We start from the raw sequence: 19082 nt of genomic DNA, 5'->3' as shown, positions 1-19082 counted from the left end.
TATGCGCTATTTAAAGGAAGTGATAACGAAGTAAATAAATGGAAAAAATAACTGGCAGGAAAATTCAATAATATATCGAACTAAAGAATAAGGAGAAGGGAGGGTAAAGGGATGGACATGGTATGGGTAAATTCTAAGGTAACAATCCCACGTACAGTACCAAATGCTATTGAGAGAAAGAAATTGTTTACGATTCTCGCTAACAACCGAATGAAGAAATTAACCATTATTCAAGCACCAGCAGGATATGGAAAGACAACTCTTCTATGTCAGTGGTTGAGGCATATTGATGAATCTGTGGCATGGTTCACGATTGATCGAAATGATAATGAGCCTAGACGATTTTTTAAATATTTAATACATACCTTATCTGTAAGTACATTAAATGATTTAGAACAAAAATTAAGCAATTTACTTGATGAAATACCCTCCTTTGAGACTATAGTAGATATACTGTTAAATGAACTGGATACATATAAAGAAAAAATTCATATTGTATTTGATAATTTTCAAGTCATCCAACATCCTCAAATTCATCAGATTTTCATCCGATTAATCGAGTATTTACCAGCCAATGTACGAATATATATCACGACTCGAACTAATTTAGAACTACCACTAGCAAATTGGCGTGTTAAAGGGTGGATGCTAGAAGTAGGAATCGGTCAATTATGTTTTGATTTAGAGGAGTTGCAATATTTCTACTTCAATTCTTTTTCGAATGTTGAGCAGGTTGGAGCATTAAAGCCTTTGTTAAAGATAACTGAAGGCTGGGTAGCAGGCATTCAGCTTATCAAAATATCAACAGGAAATGTAAATAATCTAAACAGCAAAGAAATATTATTGAAAGCTGGTCCATATATCCATGAATTTTTCATGCAAGAGATTCTTAGTTCATTGCCCTCATCAACACAGGATTTTCTAATTCGAACGTCCATATTAAATCATTTAGAGCCGGATGTTTGCGTAACTATAACAAATAAAGTAGATAGTTTAGCTACCCTTGTGGATTTAAATCAAAAGGGTTTGTTTATTGAATGTATACAGATACATCCTCCTGTATATCGTTACCATACTTTATTTAGGTATGCATTACAGGATGAGCTTAAAAGGCAGTATTCATCCGAGATGATTAATTCTATTTATTGCGAAGCAGCCACAAATTTATGCGATAGAGGAGATTATGTAGCTGCAATTGAGCTTGCTCTAAATGGAGAACTATATGAGCTAGCGCACGAGTGGATTCAAAAATATTTGGTGGAAATATTTGCTGAAGGACATACATTATCATTTGGACAATGGATACAGATCTTAAGAAATGTACAGTACTCAGTAGACATTAACATGCTTGTGCTATATATCACTACGTTGTTTTCTATGCATGAAATAGAGAAGGCTTATGAAATTATTGAGGAACTGCTTTTTAAACAAGATGCATCTAAATGGATGGATGGATTTAAGTTTATTGCTGTATCAAAAATCTTTGAGATTATTAATGCCTATGTTACCTATATGAAGGACGGAGATCTTGAAAAAGCTAAAGTAGGTCTACAAACGCAAGTAAATGTAAGAAAGGAAAAATCATCCCTATATCATATTTCATTAAAATATAATCAATTTGAGCCAAGAATTTTGCGTACTATTGCAGGCTCAAAGGGTAAATTTTTACCTATTGAAAAGATAGATGCCCTTATTCATGTGCTATGTGAAAGTGAAATAAAGGATCGAAATATTACTGGGGTTACTTACGGGCTATTGGCAGAGGTATTGTATGAAGTAAATGATTTAGCTCGAGCAAGCAAGGAGTTGGAAACAGCCTTACAATATGGGTTGCGTTTTCAAGATCCAGGATTATTTATACCCATGTATCTTTTAAAGGCTCGTATTTGTTTAACTAGAAAACAATTTGAAGAGGCACATTTATTGCTGATTAAAGCAATGAAGGAGACGGATAAGCCTTATTGGATTGGTGTACTGCATATTATGAAAGCACAGGCTTATTTATTGGAAGGGAATATTTCATATGCACAGCAAGAGTTTTTTAGGGTCACTGATTTTATCAATTATCGAATTGCATCTAAAAATCCATTTTATTTATTAGTTCAGGGCAGAATACTCTATGCTAAAAATCAAATAGAGGAAGCGTTGCAAATTGCTATTCGGTTGAAAGAGGGGGCAATTCAAGAAAAGCAAGTTGTTACGTTTATTGAAGCAGGTTTACTAGAAGCTACTTGCCATTTTGAGCTAGAAAAAGAGGAGTCTGCTTTAACCGTTTTACATGATACCCTTGAACAGGGGGCTTTGTATGGTTATTGTCGTACATTTTTGGAAGAAAAGTACGCATTACCGTTGCTTCATAAATACTGGCGTATACGTCGGCATAATAAACGACATAAATTTAATTCAGTGCCATCAGCTTATGTAAATAAACTATTACAAAAAAACTATTTAGTGGATGAATTTTTAGATAGCTTTACATCTAGAGAAAAGGATGTTTTACAATTACTCGCGGAAGGTGCATCCAATTATGAGATTGCTCAGCAACTACAACTTACAGAGGGAACCATTCGTGTCTATTTGACAGAGATATACGGAAAGATAGGTGTAAAATCACGTATGAAGGCAATTCTTTGGGCTAAACAATGGTTAGGCTATTAAAGCAGTAAAGCGGAGGGAGGTTAAAAGATGCCAAATATTTTATTAGCCTCAAAAACAACTGTACCAAAAATAAACGAGCAAATTATTGCACGAAATCGTTTAACAGCCATTTTTCAACAGACTGCTGCAAAGTTAATCGTAGTACAGGCGCCAGCAGGATATGGAAAAACAACCTTGTTAAGTAGCTGGTTTCATCAACTTGATAAAACAGTTGCTTGGTATACAGTTGACCAAACAGATAATGATCCGATTCGCTATTGGAAATATTTAATTCATTCTATTGGCCATTCCTTACAGCCAGAAGCAGCAGCTCGGATTAATACCATACTACATGCTCAGCCACAGCTACCACTTGAATATTTAGTAGACGCCCTATTAAATGAAATATCATTATCTACTGAACAAATTCACATTATGATTGATGATTATCATCATATTTACAATGCAGCTATTCATCAAATGATGACTCGTCTTATTGATTTCTTACCTGAACAGTGCTTTATTTACATGGCAAGTAGATTGACTATTTCATTACCTGTTGCAAGATGGAGGTTAAATCATTACTTACTTGAAATTGGTGTAGAGGATTTACTTTTTACGTATGAAGAAGCAAGGGAATTTTATAAAAAGGTAAATATACAATTGGATGCTAAGGAGCTACAAAAAGTTTTTAATGTAACAGAGGGTTGGGCTACAGGTTTGCAATTAACTAATTTAGCAAGATTTAAAAATGTTGGTGACGAACCATTTAGAGAAAGTAATTCTAATGCAGCGCAATATTTAATGAAAGAGGTTGTTACCAAACTTACTCCATCTCTCCAAACATTTCTTCTGTATACTTCACTTTTGGAACAACTAACTCCTGAGACATGTAATGTTCTAACGAATCAAACGAATGCTCAACAAATTTTGTTTGAGCTTGAGAAACAAGGATTATTTATTAGTAGAGTTGAAACGGAAGATCAGGTTTATCGATATCATAATTTATTAAGAGAAACATTACGTCAAGAATTGAATCATCGTTTTTCTCAGAATGATATTTTGGATTTATATAAAAAAGCTGCTGTTGCTTTATATCATAATAGGAATTTTTTATCGGCCATAGAGCTTGCGTTAAGCGGTGGGTTATTTACCTATGCTGAGCAATGGATTCATGAACATATTGTCATGTTTCTTTCCTGTGGGCATTCAACATCTTATATAAATTGGATTAATAATTTATTGACGAATGGTTATGAGGTACATCCAGAATTGATGGTCATGTATGCCTATACACTTGCTGCATTACACAATCTAGAGGATGCATCTCATATATTATTTGAGCTAGAACAAAAGCATGAGGTAAATCAGTGGATGGATAAAGCCGAATATGCGTCTGCTGTAGATGACTTTTTAGGTGTGAAAGCCTATGTTTTTGTCATGAAAAACGGCAATCTTGCAAAAGGGGCAGAATACATTCGGCAAAGATTGGAGAGAAAACCTGTAGGATCAAAGTGGGATGCTATTTTTATTCAATACAATCAAAAAGAGCATATTCTGTTTCGGACGAATATTGGCTCCAAAGGAAAACTGCTTTCAGATGAACAGGCTATGTCCTTTTTTGCAAGGTTTAGAACAGGTGAATTTAAGAATTTAAGCATGACTGGCTATAGCTATGGAATGCGCGCAGAAAAATTATATGAGTGGAATCGCTTTGATGAGCTACCAACAGAATTAGAGGAGGCTTTACGTTCTGGTCATCAATTCCGAGATGCAGGATTATTAGTGCCGATGTACATTCTAAAAAGTAAAGTTGCTGCTTTAGAGAATCAGTTTATAGTGGCTCAGGCCGTGTTAGATCATGCAATGGAGAATGTAAGTGAACGTCATTGGATGAATGCAATAAGAGTAATGAAGGTACTATTATTTTTACGTGATCATAATATTGTCCAAGCAGAACAGGAGCTAGCTAAGATCAAAGAAAATGCTGATATGGATTCTCCATTTTATTCACTAGTAAAAGCTCGTTATTTACTTATGAAGGGGCACCTTCTAGAAGCACAGCAACTTATCATACAGGTGCAATTACAGGCAGAACAACAAGGGCAGCTATCCACTCGAATTGAAGCAACCATTTTATTAGCTATATGCTTGGCAGAGCTAGGACAAACAGATGAGGCACTGTTGGCATTCCATCAAGCCTTAAAATTCGCTGAGCCATATAACTATACACGAACCTTTTTGGATGAGTGCAATATTTGTTCTCTCTTAGAAAATTACGTTGATGTTCGACAGAAAGCTTCTAAAGGTGAATGGGATGAGGTCTCCATTAACTATGCTTATCAATTGCTAGAGTGTGCTCATAAACATAAACAAGTACCAGCATTAGAGATTCTTTCTGCGCGCGAACAAGAAATATTTTCACTACTTTCAGCAGGTGCCTCTAATAAAGAAATAGCAGAGCAACTATTTTTATCTGAAGGTACCATACGTGTCTATCTTTCAGCCATTTATAGTAAGCTAGGCGTTAAAAATAGAGCGCAGGCATTATTATTAAAACAGCCTTAATAAAACGATCCGCTATCCTTTTTGATAGCGGGTTTTTTCTTGGTTAGCAATCTATTAACATTCCTCAATACTAAAAGTAAATTATTATCTTTAAGATAAGAAAGAGTTATGTCATTACAAGAAAAGCCTGTTAACATGCTCGTAATATGGCAGTGCAAATTCACAATGAGCTGTATACTTCTTACCCTTTAAAATCCGCAAACGACAATAAATTATTTAAAAAGCTATAGGAGGAGTGAGGAATAATGAAGAAAATCTCAAGCATCGTTATCATATTCATACTATTTCTTTTCCAATGGGGACAACTACCAACCTTTTATGCTAATGAGCTTCATGAAAACGATGCCGGGCAGGATATTAATGAAGACGAAGATATGGACATAAGAAAAAATGATGTAACAGTCTTTAACACAAAAGAATTCCAAGCAGAACCAAACGGCACTGGAATGACCATCGTTGCCTATTTAGGAGAAGGTGGACATGTCGATATTCCCACCATAATTGAAGGGAAGCCAGTTACAGAAATAGGAGAGCTCGCATTTTATGATAAGAAGCTAACGAGTGTAACGATTCCTAAAAGTGTGACAAGAATAGAGCATGGAGCATTTCAAAACAATAGATTAACCAATGTTAATATACCAAATAATATCACCACTATAGGAAATCAAGCATTTTTTGAAAATAATTTAACAAATGTGTTTATCCCAGATAGTGTGATAATTATTGGTGATTGGGCATTTTCCACGAATCAGTTAATGACTGTGAATGTTCCAGCAAGTGTTGTATATATAGGGGATTGGGCATTCCATTCTAATCGATTACAGTGGGTTCGCTTTAATGAACCATTATCTCTAGGAATAAATGTATTTATTAACCAAGGCAGCTCTTTTACTGGCTGGTATGAAGATGTAGCATTAAAAAAAGAATGGACAAATCTAATTACACAGCCTCTGACAATTTATGCAAAGGGAAATGTTGTACAGTATACACTTTCATTTGAAACAAATAACGGCACAAATATGGATGAACAGAAAATAGTGGCTGGAGAAAAAGCAGAAATACCAGTAACACCAGTAAATTCAGGCTATCTATTTGCGGGATGGTTTAAAGATAAAGAATTAAAAACACCTTGGAACTTTGCGACAGATAGAGTGACAGAGGACATAACCTTGTATGTTAAATGGGAAGCGGATCAATCACAATATGTGCTAGACTTTGATGCTAATGGTGGAAGTCCAGTTCCAAGCCAAACGATTACCTCCCATATGACGGCAACTAAACCGCCAAACCCAACAAAAGAAGGGCATATTTTTGCAGGTTGGTATAAGGATGAAGATTTTAAAACACCATGGAACTTTGAAATAGATAGAGTGACAGAGGACATAATCTTATATGCAAAATGGTCAAAGAGAATATATAATGTCCAATACCATACAGATCGGGCAACATTCATTACTCGCGCACAATATGAAGAGAAGCTGAAAGAACCAGATACCCCAACTAGGGTAGGCTATACATTTGTGGGCTGGTATAAGGAAAAGGAATCCAATACACCATGGAGTTTTGCAACAGATAGGGTAACAGAGGATATAAGCTTGTATGCGAAATGGACGGTAAATGCATACATCGTCACCTTACATTCAAATGGAGGAACAGCCATTTCCCCTGTTACAGTAATGTACAATGAGCAAATGAGCGAACCAACAGCCCCAATGAAAGAAGGTCATACATTTGAGGGTTGGTATAAGGATGCAGAATTCAATACACCATGGATTTTTGAGATAGATAAGGTGACAGAGAATATAGCCTTATATGGAAAATGGAAAGCGAATGAATATGCTATCGTCTTTCAGACAAATGGTGGAACAGCTATTTCTCCGGTTACAGTAATGTATGATAAGCTGCTGAAGAAACCTGCAAATCCAACAAAAGAAGGTCATACATTTGAGGGTTGGTATAAGGATGCGGCACTGACATTGCCTTGGAGCTTTGATACAGAAAAAGTGGCGGGGAATATAACTTTGTATGCAAGGTGGGAAGTAGCACAATTGCCATATACGCTGAATTTTGATACAAATGGCGGAAGTCCAGTCCCAACCCAGCATATTGCTGACAATGCAACAGCAACGGAACCAGTAAACCCGACAAAAGCAGGTTATACATTTGCAGGCTGGTATAAGGATGCTTACTTTACAATACCGTGGAATTTTAACTCAGATAAAGTAATGTCTAATATCACTTTGTATGCTAAATGGATAATAAACGGTTCATCGGGCGGTGGAGGAATTATAAACCCAACTCCGAAGCCATTACCAGAAGAGCCAACACAAACATCAACCCCAGAGCAACACCAGCCTGAGAAACCAAATCCTGTGCCAGTAAAACCAGTAGAGCCACATCCACTAAAGCCAACATCTCAACCTGAAGAAGACATCACTTTCTCTGATGTTCCTAGGAATCACTGGGCAAGGACAATGATTCAGACAATGGCAAATCGAGGCATTATTACAGGCTTTCCAGATGGCACATTCAAGCCTAATGCCCCTGTTCAACGCCAGCACGTTGCTCTAATGCTAACACGTGCACTGGAGTTAGAACAGAGGATAGAAGCGGAAGTATTCAACGATATTCCTGAAAGTCATCTATACTTTGAGGAAATCGGTAAAGTGCAACAAGCAGGACTGTTTGTGGGAATTGATGGAAACTTTCGACCAAAAGCTTACATGACTCGTGCTCAAATGGCGAAAGTATTAGTAGTGGCTTTGAATTTGACTTCAACTTCAATAGAAAGGGATACATTTTATGATGTACCAATGACACATTGGGCACATGATTATATTTCCATTCTAGCAGCCAATGGTATTACAACAGGAGATAATGGTAGCTTTAGACCGAATAATCCTGTAACACGAGCAGAGTTTGCAGTATTTTTACACCGAGCTTTAAATAATTAAATTTAAAAACTCCTCCATGGCTTAAATCGTTGATGAGTTTCTTTGTTTAGCAAACTATTAACATTGCTCAATAGTTTTAAAAAAAGTAACTCTTTATCATGAAGATATATCTTTTGCTATATGAAAAGGAGGATTTAAATGAAAGGACTGCAGGTTGGATTACTTTTCACAGTTATCTATTTTATTTTTATAGTAAATCCCATATCTGCTCATGCGAATGAAGCAGATTATGTCTGGACAAATAATAAGGATGGGACAGTGAAGATTAAAGATTATATTGGTACGAATACGTCAATAATCATACCTAATGAGCTAGGGGGAAAGATAGTTACTGAAATAGGTATGGCAGCATTTGGTGAAAAAAATCTTACGCAGGTTGTTATACCAGACAGCGTCCTAAAAATTGGGGATCTTGCATTTGCAGAGAATCAATTAACATATGTAGAACTATCTAATAATCTCACAAGTATAGGTGAAGGTGTATTCTATATGAACAAGCTTACCAATATAGAAATACCGGATAATGTGACAGAAATTGGCCTATATGCATTTTTAGACAATGAGCTTTCTACTGTAAAGTTACCAAATGCGCTTAAGATAATTAGTGATTACGCATTTACAGGGAATCAGTTAACAAGCATAGAGCTACCGCAAACTTTAAAGACTATAGGAGAAATGGCATTTTCGGAAAATCAGCTTACCTCTTTAGAGATTCCACCTAGTGTCACAAGCATAGGACCATATGTATTTGCCACGAACCAACTTTTGAATGTGACAATTCCATTAAGCATAACAAACTTAGCAGAGGGTGTATTTCATGATAATCAACTCACTAGTGTAGAAATACCAAGTAATGTCACGAATATTGGTAGATGGGCATTTGGTAAAAATAGGCTAAGTAGTTTGGAAATCCCTAAAAATGTCATTACTGTTGAAGATAATGCTTTTAATGATAATCAGCTTATAAAAGTAAGAGTATTATCAGATTCTATCGTTCTTTTAGAAGACACTTTTAAGGCTAATCCAGTAGATTTAACTATATATGGTCATGATGCATCAACGGCTCAAGCATATGCAAATCAATACAATCATTTATTTGAGCTGCTTACTTATAAGGTAATCTATAATGACAATGGCTCAGTACAAGGAAATATTCCAGTGGATGCGAATATGTACCAAAGAAATTCAAAAGCAACTGTTCTGGATAATGTAGGTGCATTAGAGAAGACTGGCTATTTATTTAATGGCTGGAACAGCACTGCTAATGGAGATGGTGTAGATTATGCAGTAAATAGCATAATTGATATTGGGGAATCAGATCTTACGTTGTATGCGAAATGGACACCCAATGTATATACCGTGACATTTAATACAGATGGTGGCACAACAATAGACCCGGTTACAATAATGTATGATAAGGAGCTTATTCAACCAGCAGACCCAACAAAAGTGGGCCATACATTTGTGGGATGGTATGTCGATGATACATTTAATACGCCATGGGATTTTGCAGCAGATCGGATAACAAGGGATCTAACATTATATGCAAAATGGACAGCTATAGGATATACTGTTTTCTTTGAAACAAATGGAGGAACAGCTATTTCTCCTGTTACAGTAATGTATAATGAGCAAATGAGCGAGCCAACAGCCCCGACGAAAGCAGATTATACATTTGTGGGATGGTATAAGGATGAAACACTGACTAAGCCATGGAGCTTTGATACAGATATAGTGTCGGAGGATCTAACTTTGTATGCGAAGTGGGAAGTAGCACAGTCGGAATATACGCTAGATTTTGATACAAACGGTGGAAGTGCAGTACAGTCCCAACGTATTGCTGGCAATGCAACAGCAACTAAGCCGATAAATCCGACAAAAGCAGGATATCTATTTGTGGGATGGTATAAGGATAAAGCACTGACTAAGCCGTGGAGCTTTGATACAGATAAAGTCGTAGAGAATATGACTTTGTATGCAAAGTGGGAAGTAGAACAATCACAATATACAGTGGACTTTGATACGAATGGTGGAAGTGCAGTTCCATCCCAACGTATTGCTGGCAATGCAACAGCAACTGAACCAATGAATCCGATAAAAGCAGGCTTTACATTTGCAGGTTGGTATAAGGATGCTAATTTTACTTTACCGTGGAATTTTAACAAAGATAAAGTAACTACCAATATCACTTTGTATGCTAAATGGCTAGTAAATGGTTCATCGGGTGGTGGAGGAAGTGTAATTCCAATTCCAACACCAACACCAGAAGAACCAACACAAAAACCGACTCCAGAGCAGCCCAAGCCTGAGAAACCAGATTCTGTGCCAGAAGAGCCGGTTGAGCCACAACCACCTAAGCCAACACCTCAACCAGAAGAAGACATCACTTTCTCAGATGTTCCTAGGGATCACTGGGCATGGACAATGATTCAGGCAATGGCTAAAGAAGGCGTAATTACAGGGTATTCAGATGGCACATTTAAGCCTAATGCTCCTGTTCAGCGTCAGCACGTTGCTCTGATGCTAGCAAGGGCAATGGAGCTAGAGCCGAAAAAAGAAGCGTTGGCATTTAATGATATCTCTGCGACTCATCCATACGCTGAGGTTATCCAGCGAGTACAACAGGCAGGGCTATTTGACGGAGTGAATGGAAACTTTAATCCTACAGCCAATATGACACGCGCTCAGATGGCAAAAATATTGGTGCTAGCATTTCATTTAACGTCAACGGAAAAAGAGACATTTCATGATGTCCCAGCAACGCATTGGGCATATGATTATATTGCAATTCTTGCAGCGAACGGTATTGCATTAGGAGATAATGGCTACTTTAAACCAGAAGATCCTGTGACACGTGCACAGTTTGCAGCATTCTTATATAGAGCTCTTTATAAATAAAGAAAACTTCCATTGATGGTAATTAAACTATTGATGGAAGTTTTTTGTATTTGAAAAAAATATTAACATTCCTCAATGGTAGAAGTAAATTATTATCTTTAAGATGAGGGAGATATAGAAAGGAGAGTTTATATGAAAACTAAAAGTATAAAATATGGGATACTTTTTACGTTATTTTTCATCATGATGATAATAAAAATACCCTTTACTTATGCTAATGAAGGGGAATATGAGTTTGATGTTAATCCTGATGGATCAGTAACAATAAAGGCTTATACTGGTACTGGTGGAACCGTCGTGATTCCTGATCAATTGAGTGGTAAAGTGGTAACAGGAATAGATTCTTGGGTGTTTAATAATAAGAAACTGACAAGTATAACAATACCAGAAACGGTAACGACTATTGGAGCTTACGCTTTTTATCAAAATCAACTAACAAGTGTAAAACTCCCAAGTGGTATAACAAGTATTAGTGATGGGGCATTCTCTTTAAATCAACTAACAAATGTGACGCTCCCTAATAATCTAATCAATATAGGTTCCTATGCATTTTCTGGAAATTTATTAGAACACATAGATATCCCTAATAGTGTTATCAATATAGGAAATCATGCTTTTTCTAATAATGATATTGTGAGCGTGAAAATCCCAAATGGTATGGAAATAATAGGGGAAAGTGCATTTGCAGGGAACGATATAGAAAGTATAGATATCCCAGAAAGTATGAAAATAATTGGAGCTGAAGCATTTTCTCATAACTATTTAAAAATTATTCGTATACATTCTAAGGATATAGAAATTGGTGATGATGTTTTTATAGGACATCATCCTAATATGATTATTTATGCTCCAAATTCTTCTACTGCAAAAGAGTATGCAGAAAAGTCGAATATAAAGTTCCAAGTGCTCAAATTTACTGTACTGTTTGAAACAAATGGTGGGACAAGTATTGATTCTCAGGAGATTGAATTAAATAAAAAAGTGAATCAACCTAATAATTCTGTAAAACTGGGCTACGCGTTTGAAGGCTGGTACAAAGACACATCATTTATTGAACTTTGGCAATTTCATTCTGACTTTATTACTGCCGATACAACGCTGTATGCCAAATGGACAAGTAAACCAGATGTTGAGGTATTATTTGAGTCAAACGATGGATCAGTTGTGGCACCAGAACATATTAGATATAATGACATGTTACCTGAACCAAGCAATCCGACAAAGGCGAATTTTATTTTTGAAGGCTGGTTTAAGGATGCTGACCTTACAGAGAAATGGAATTTTGCCACGGATAGAGTACAAGCAAACATCGTTTTATATGCTAAATGGGGGATAAAAGAACACACGTTGTCCTTTGTATCCAATGGTGGAACAGCAGTCTCCCCACAGACAATCGCATATAATGAAAAAGCTATAGAACCTCAAAATCCTATTAGAATTGGTTATGTATTTGAAGGCTGGTATAAAGACCAAACTTTTACAACGCAATGGTATTTTGATACTAATGTAGTAACAGAGGATACAAAGCTTTATGCAAAGTGGAGAGTAGATAGCTCAACAGGTGGCGGAGGGTATAGTCCAAATCCTACACCTAACCCAACTCCAATCCCTAAAGAGCCAACACCAGTACCAGAACATCCAAAACCGACTCCAGAGCAGCCCAAGCCTGAGAAACCAGATTCTGTGCCAGAAGAGCCGGTTGAGCCACAACCACCTAAGCCAACACCTCAACCAGAAGAAGACATCACTTTCTCAGATGTTCCTAGGGATCACTGGGCATGGACAATGATTCAGGCAATGGCTAAAGAAGGCGTAATTACAGGATATCCAGATGGCACATTTAAGCCTAATGCTCCTGTTCAGCGTCAGCACGTTGCCCTGATGCTAGCAAGGGCAATGGAGCTAGAGCCGAAAAAAGAAGTGTTGGCATTTAATGATATCTCTGCAACTCATCCATACGCTGAGGTTATCCAGCGAGTACAACAGGCAGGGCTATTTGACGGAGTGAATGGAAACTTTAATCCTACAGCCAATATGACACGCGCTCAGATGGCAAAAGTATTGGTGCTAGCATTTCATTTAACGTCAACGGAAAAAGAGACATTTCATGATGTCCCAGCAACACATTGGGCATATGATTATATTGAAATTCTTGCAGCGAACGGTATTGCACTAGGAGATAATGGTAACTTTAAACCAGAAGATTATATTACACGTGCACAGTTTGCAGCATTTTTACACAGAGCCCTTCAACAATAACTTAAAATCCCATCAATAACAATTTGAAAAAGTTATTGATGGGATTTTTATTTTTAGCAAACGATTAACATTGCTCAATGGTGCTCGAAATGTAAAGTCCCTATCATAAGAGTTATAACCGGAATTTCATCAGTCTCGCTTTGACCAATTGGGGCTTTAAGCGTAGATTTTTGCTACATAAACATCCTGAAATGGAAGTCTTATTACTTGTTTAGGTGGCGAATTTTCCCTGATCAAAAAGGAGTGATTCAAATAAAGCTTATTCAATTTATATTTTTTGTTCTGTTTATTGTTTTTGCCGCTGTGTCTATTAATCTTTCCATAAAGGAAGCTGAAAGAAATTATGATTGGAGAAATAACCCTGATGGTACTGTTACTGTAATTCATTATAATGGGGAAACCAATGCATTTTCTATTCCAGATGAGCTGAATGGTAAAAAGGTAGCTAAAATAAGTGCTGATATATTTACAAAACGTTACATGGATCGTTTTTCGCTGATAACGAATGTTGAAGGTGAAAGAAGTAAGTAAATCAAAAGAGATTCCAGCCATGCTATAACATTTAAGGGTAAGAGAAATTACTTAAGGAAATAAAATAATAATTTCCAATTATGAAGTTATTAAAGGGTTTAATTAATGTGCTTTAGCTATCTTAAAAGTGGGAATATACTTTTAAGATAGCTTTTTTCGTATAAATTCCATAATCAATTTTGTTATTTACATGGCTAAAGAAGCTTATGTTTTTCACACGTTTTAATGAAAAATTTTCTTCTTTACTTTTTTAATCGACAGGCGTAATATGACATCATTATAAAAGTTTCAAATTTCTAAATCGCTGAAGCAACTAAACGCGGGGGACCCAATTTTTACGGATGACTAGGTAATCCTTGGGGTGAATCTCTTCAATTATGGAGGGTAGGGCTACTCAGGCCCGAATCCGACAGCTAACCTCGTAAGCGTTAAGAGCAGAAAAGTGGAGCTTGGCAGACGAATGAACGTCTACAAGTCTTATTTCGTGATGACTTGTGGACTTTTTTTATCCCATGTATCTTCATTCAGTAGAAGACTCCCACCTTTACGGGTGGAGAGATGAATGCGGTTTTGGTTCCTTTTCAGTTTGTCCCAACACCTACTGAATGAAGATAATGCCTCAGGCGGATGTCACGGATTTTGAATTGTGCGGGCACAAATCATCCGGACCTAATTACGCCAAGACGAAATTGATCGTCTAGGGATAAAAAAGAAAGCCCCAGTGTATAACCGATTATGCGAAGGCGTAATCGATTTAGAAATGCGAAACACACTCTATGAAACTAGAAGGTGTTTATTATGAAATCTTCCTTTAAACGTTATGTTATCGGCAAACCATTAAGATCCGACGCATTAGGGGAACAAAAGCTAAGTAAAACAAAGGCACTTGCCATTTTATCATCTGATGCTTTGTCATCGGTGGCATATGGGCCTGAGCAAATTTTAATTGTACTTATGACTGTAAGTACAGTTGCCTTTTGGTATTCACTCCCGATTGCTGCTGGGGTTATTGTGCTACTAACAGCACTCATTTTTTCGTATCGTCAGGTAATTTTTGCTTATCCACATGGTGGAGGGGCATATGTTGTGTCTCGGGAAAATTTAGGCGTCAATGCTGGTCTTGTTGCAGGAGGATCATTACTTGTTGATTACATTTTAACAGTTGCTGTTAGTGTATCAGCGGGGACCGATGCGATAACTTCGGCATTTCCAAGTTTACATTCATATAATGTTATAATTGCTGTGTTTTTTGTTATTTGTCTAACGATTTTAAACTTACGGGGTGTAACGGAATCAGCATCTGTTCTAGCATATCCCGTTTATTTGTTTGTAGTAGTGATGCTGGTGCTGATTGGAGTAGGGATTTACAACGTCATGACTGGTCAGGTGCCTGCAGAACTTCATCCAAAGGTTGGGACACCAGTAGCTGGAATTAGTTTATTTATATTATTAAAGGCATTTGCATCAGGTAGCTCTGCTTTGACTGGTGTTGAGGCTATTTCAAATGCCATCCCTAATTTTAGAGATCCGGCTCCAAGAAATGCCTCAAAAACATTATTAGCAATGGGGGCAATTTTAGCAGTACTATTTATAGGTATTGTCAGCCTAGCTTATTTTTATGGAGTTGCCCCAAATGCAAAAGCAACAGTAGTTTCACAAATTGCAGAGGCAAGTGTTGGTAGAAATATTTTTTACTATATTGTTCAGGGAACAACGGCAATGATATTAGTACTTGCTGCAAATACAGGATATTCAGCCTTTCCTTTACTCGCTGTTAATTTATCAAAGGATGGTTTTATTCCTCGAATCTTTCAAATTCGTGGAGATCGCCTAGGCTATTCGAATGGTATTATGATGCTGGGCCTAGCAGCAATTGTATTAATCATTTTATTTGATGGGATGACAGAGCATTTAATTCCCCTCTATGCGGTTGGGGTGTTTATTCCATTTACTTTAGCACAGGCAGGGATGATGCGAAAATGGTGGCGTGAAAAACCTAAAGGCTGGATACCTAAATTTACAATTAACACAATCGGAGCAATTATCTCATTTGTTGTTGCCATGATGTTTTTTGTGACGAAATTACCTCAGGTATGGCCCGTATTTATCTTTTTACCAATCATTATTCTAATGTTTCATCGCATCAAGCATCATTATCAGGCAGTAGGTGAACAGCTTAGATTAGTGGATCAGGAGCTACCAATTATTGAAGGAAATGTTTTCATTGTACCTGTGGCTGGAATTACAAAGGTAGTGGAAAACACCTTACATTATGCACAGTCATTAAACGTAGATAAAATTATTGCCTTTTATGTAGCTTTTGATCAGGCTGATGCGAAGGCTTTTGAGGAGAAATGGAAAGTGTGGCAGCCAACTATACGGCTTGTAACATATTACTCTCCATATAGAAGTATTACACAGCCGTTAATGAAATTTATAGATAAGGTAGAACATCAATGTCTAAAAACAGGGCATCAAGTAACTGTTGTGATTCCACAGTTTTTACCGAAAAAAGGATGGCATCATATATTGCACAATCAATCGAGTCTATTAATTCGGGCTTCGCTGTTATTTCACAAAAATGTCGTCATTATGACAGTACCTTTTCATTTATCAAAATAATGACTAGCAAGGTTGAAAATTGTCTGATATAATCAGTACGTTGATTGTAAAACACGAACGTTTACAATTAAAAATTAATAGAATACCAGTAAATTCCGAAAAATCAAACTTTATTCGAGGTGACATATAAGCGCATACCGAATGAAGTGTGGATTGAAAAACGGAATAGCCATAAGGAAGTTTTTACAGTTTCATACCGTTTCACTCATATAATAGCGAGAATAGGGCTCGCGAGTTTCTACCGATTTACCGTAAATAAATCGACTATGGGTAGCAATGCTTTAGGAAACCTCATACAGGGTAATGATGTTTTCTATTCGTTTCGACGTTTTCCGCTGAATGCTTTGCTCCACTCGTAGATGAATGGAATCAAGGTATTCAGCGTTTTTTTTATCTTCATTCAGCAAATGTTTTTTTTATCGAAAGCATAGCGGCAGCGGCAGATATAGAAGGGTTTTGGTTCCTTTCAGTGGTTGTCCAAACACCTACTGAATGAAGATAAAGCCTCCGGCGGATGTCACGGATTTTCAAAGGAATGAATTGTGTAGGCACAATTCTAAATCCGGACGCATTGTTTATCTGTGCGAAAGCGAAGCGACAGCAACAATTACGTCAAGGCGAAATTGATCACTTGGAATGAGCGTTTTTAGATTTTCCTATAATGGGTGTTATTAGCTCATAATAAGTTATTACTATAAGAAAGAAGGATAAAAAGGAAATGAAGTTACTACACGACAAAATTACGCAAGAGGGAAAAGTTTTATCTTCATCAGTATTAAAGGTAGATTCTTTTTTAAATCACCAAATCGACCCAATGCTAATGAAAGAAATTGGCCATGAATTTGCCAATCGCTTTTCGGACCAAGTTATTACAAAAATTTTAACGATTGAATCTTCAGGAATTGCACCATCCGTTATGTTAGGGCTTGAAATCGGTGCTCCAGTAGTGTTTGCACGTAAACGTAAATCATTAACATTATCAGATAATCTTTTTTCTTCAAAAGTACATTCATTCACAAAAAATGAAACAAATGATATTTCCGTATCACGTAATTTCTTAAATGCTGAGGATAATGTACTAATCGTTGACGATTTCCTTGCCAATGGGGAAGCGGTAAAGGGATTACTTGACATTGCAGCTCAAGCAGGTGCCAATGTGGTTGGTGTTGGTATCGTTATCGAAAAAGGCTTCCAAGATGGAGGGAAATTATTACGTCAACAAGGAGTTCGTGTAGAATCATTAGCCATTATCGACTCTCTAGAAGATGGCAACGTAACATTTGCTGCGGAGGCTCGCGCGTAATGAATACCTTTAAGTCGACAACGCTAGCGATTCAACATTTACTTGCGATGTATGCTGGAGCCATCTTAGTACCACTCATTATCGGTGGGGCTATTGGCTTTGATTCTGCACAAATGACATATTTAGTGGCGATTGACATTATGATGTGTGGGATCGCAACACTATTACAAGTGTATTCAGGTAAGTTTATCGGTATTGGCTTGCCAGTAGTACTAGGCTGTACGTTTACTGCGGTTAGTCCAATTATTGCGATCGGGACAAATCCTGAGCAGGGGATTACAGATATTTACGGTTCTATTATTGCTTCAGGAGTCATTGTTGTTATTATTGCTGGCTTCTTCGGAAAGCTAGTAAAGTTTTTCCCACCAGTTGTGACAGGTTCTGTAGTATCAATTATTGGTATTTCTTTATTGCCAGTAGCATTAAACAATATGGCAGGTGGACAAGGGGCAGAGGATTTTGCATCAGGCGCTAATGTCGCTTTAGCATTCATTACTTTAGTTATTATTTTAGTGGTTTATCGTTTTTCTACAGGCTTTGTGCGTGCGATTTCTATTTTAATCGGTCTAGTTGCTGGGACAATCCTAGGAGCAATTATGGGAATGGTCGACTTTAGTCCAGTTTCAGAAGCAGATGTGTTACACATGGTTCAACCTTTCTACTTCGGTATGCCAACATTTAATGCATCCGCAATCGTCACTATGACACTTGTTGCGATGGTATCTCTAGTAGAATCATCAGGAGTTTATTTTGCACTAAGCGATATTTGTAATAAAAAATTAGATTCAAAGGATTTAGCGCGAGGCTATCGCTCAGAAGGGCTTGCCTCTGTGATCGGAGGTATTTTCAATGCCTTCCCATATACGACTTTCTCACAAAACGTGGGACTTACACGTATGTCTGGCATAAAAGACCGTAAAGTCATTTACATCACAGGTGGATTACTAGTAGCACTTGGTTTCCTACCAAAAATCGCAGCATTAACAACGATTATTCCAACACCGGTACTTGGTGCGGCAATGCTTGCGATGTTCGGTATGGTAATAACTCAAGGTATGGGCATGCTAGTACCTGTTATGAATGAGTCAGCGGAAAACGCCATGATTGCTGCGATTGCAGTAAGCTTAGGTGTCGGTGTATCAGTGGTACCGGGAATTTTCGATGCACTACCAACAAGCGTTTCAATCTTAACGTCAAATGGTATCGTCTGTGGTTCAGTCACAGCGATTATCCTTAATATTTTATTCAACATGATTGGGCCAAAGCACAAAAAAGACCCAATGCATGGGGAGATATAACCATCATATAAA

At 37.1% G+C, this 19082-nt stretch carries 9 protein-coding genes and 2 riboswitches; all 9 genes read left to right on the top strand.

Annotated elements, in window-relative coordinates:
* The first annotated feature begins 111 nt into the window (after positions 1-111).
* Positions 112-2658 (top strand): winged helix-turn-helix domain-containing protein, encoded by a 2547-nt coding sequence (locus AC2CGN_RS22650; RefSeq protein ID WP_484516387.1) that lies wholly within the window; start codon positions 112-114, stop codon positions 2656-2658.
* A gap of 27 nt (positions 2659-2685) precedes the next feature.
* Positions 2686-5205, top strand: a complete 2520-nt coding sequence (locus AC2CGN_RS22645) for a winged helix-turn-helix domain-containing protein (RefSeq protein ID WP_484516386.1) — start codon at positions 2686-2688, stop codon at positions 5203-5205.
* A gap of 245 nt (positions 5206-5450) precedes the next feature.
* The gene (locus tag AC2CGN_RS22640; RefSeq protein ID WP_484516384.1) at positions 5451-8159 is read left to right on the top strand and encodes an InlB B-repeat-containing protein; all 2709 of its coding nucleotides are present in this window, start codon (positions 5451-5453) and stop codon (positions 8157-8159) included.
* Positions 8160-8297: 138 nt separating this feature from the next.
* Positions 8298-11057 (top strand): InlB B-repeat-containing protein, encoded by a 2760-nt coding sequence (locus AC2CGN_RS22635; RefSeq protein WP_484516382.1) that lies wholly within the window; start codon positions 8298-8300, stop codon positions 11055-11057.
* Positions 11058-11189: 132 nt separating this feature from the next.
* Positions 11190-13316 carry an InlB B-repeat-containing protein gene (locus AC2CGN_RS22630; protein WP_484516380.1) on the top strand — a complete coding sequence of 709 codons (2127 nt, stop codon included), beginning with the start codon at positions 11190-11192 and terminating at the stop codon, positions 13314-13316.
* 243 nt (positions 13317-13559) lie between these two features.
* Entirely contained in the window at positions 13560-13847 is a 288-nt protein-coding gene (locus tag AC2CGN_RS22625; RefSeq protein ID WP_484516378.1) for a hypothetical protein, read from the top strand.
* A 292-nt stretch (positions 13848-14139) separates the two neighbouring features.
* A riboswitch (cyclic di-AMP (ydaO/yuaA leader) is annotated at positions 14140-14289 on the top strand.
* A 356-nt stretch (positions 14290-14645) separates the two neighbouring features.
* Positions 14646-16469, top strand: a complete 1824-nt coding sequence (locus tag AC2CGN_RS22620; RefSeq protein WP_429983766.1) for an APC family permease — start codon at positions 14646-14648, stop codon at positions 16467-16469.
* A gap of 185 nt (positions 16470-16654) precedes the next feature.
* Positions 16655-16756: riboswitch (purine riboswitch) on the top strand.
* A gap of 431 nt (positions 16757-17187) precedes the next feature.
* Positions 17188-17772: a xanthine phosphoribosyltransferase gene (locus AC2CGN_RS22615; RefSeq protein ID WP_283870421.1), complete on the top strand. Its 585-nt coding sequence runs from the start codon at positions 17188-17190 to the stop codon at positions 17770-17772.
* On the top strand, positions 17772-19070 hold the full coding sequence (locus tag AC2CGN_RS22610; RefSeq protein WP_484516375.1) for a nucleobase:cation symporter-2 family protein: 1299 nt from the start codon (positions 17772-17774) through the stop codon (positions 19068-19070). Before AC2CGN_RS22615 ends, AC2CGN_RS22610 begins: the two co-directional genes overlap by 1 nt.
* Positions 19071-19082: the final 12 nt, after the last annotated feature.

This window comes from Lysinibacillus sp. DFXJR4, from assembly GCF_057196045.1.
The sequence above is the reverse complement of the archived record's forward strand: the minus strand, read 5'-3'. Positions and strand labels throughout refer to the sequence as shown.

Bases quoted from the DNA above. Each gene is read 5' to 3' on its own strand.
- AC2CGN_RS22650 (WP_484516387.1), top strand. From the start codon at position 112: ATGGACATGGTATGGGTAAATTCTAAGGTAACAATCCCACGTACAGTA.
- AC2CGN_RS22645 (WP_484516386.1), top strand. From the start codon at position 2,686: ATGCCAAATATTTTATTAGCCTCAAAAACAACTGTACCAAAAATAAAC.
- AC2CGN_RS22640 (WP_484516384.1), top strand. From the start codon at position 5,451: ATGAAGAAAATCTCAAGCATCGTTATCATATTCATACTATTTCTTTTC.
- AC2CGN_RS22635 (WP_484516382.1), top strand. From the start codon at position 8,298: ATGAAAGGACTGCAGGTTGGATTACTTTTCACAGTTATCTATTTTATT.
- AC2CGN_RS22630 (WP_484516380.1), top strand. From the start codon at position 11,190: ATGAAAACTAAAAGTATAAAATATGGGATACTTTTTACGTTATTTTTC.
- AC2CGN_RS22620 (WP_429983766.1), top strand. From the start codon at position 14,646: ATGAAATCTTCCTTTAAACGTTATGTTATCGGCAAACCATTAAGATCC.
- AC2CGN_RS22615 (WP_283870421.1), top strand. From the start codon at position 17,188: ATGAAGTTACTACACGACAAAATTACGCAAGAGGGAAAAGTTTTATCT.
- AC2CGN_RS22610 (WP_484516375.1), top strand. From the start codon at position 17,772: ATGAATACCTTTAAGTCGACAACGCTAGCGATTCAACATTTACTTGCG.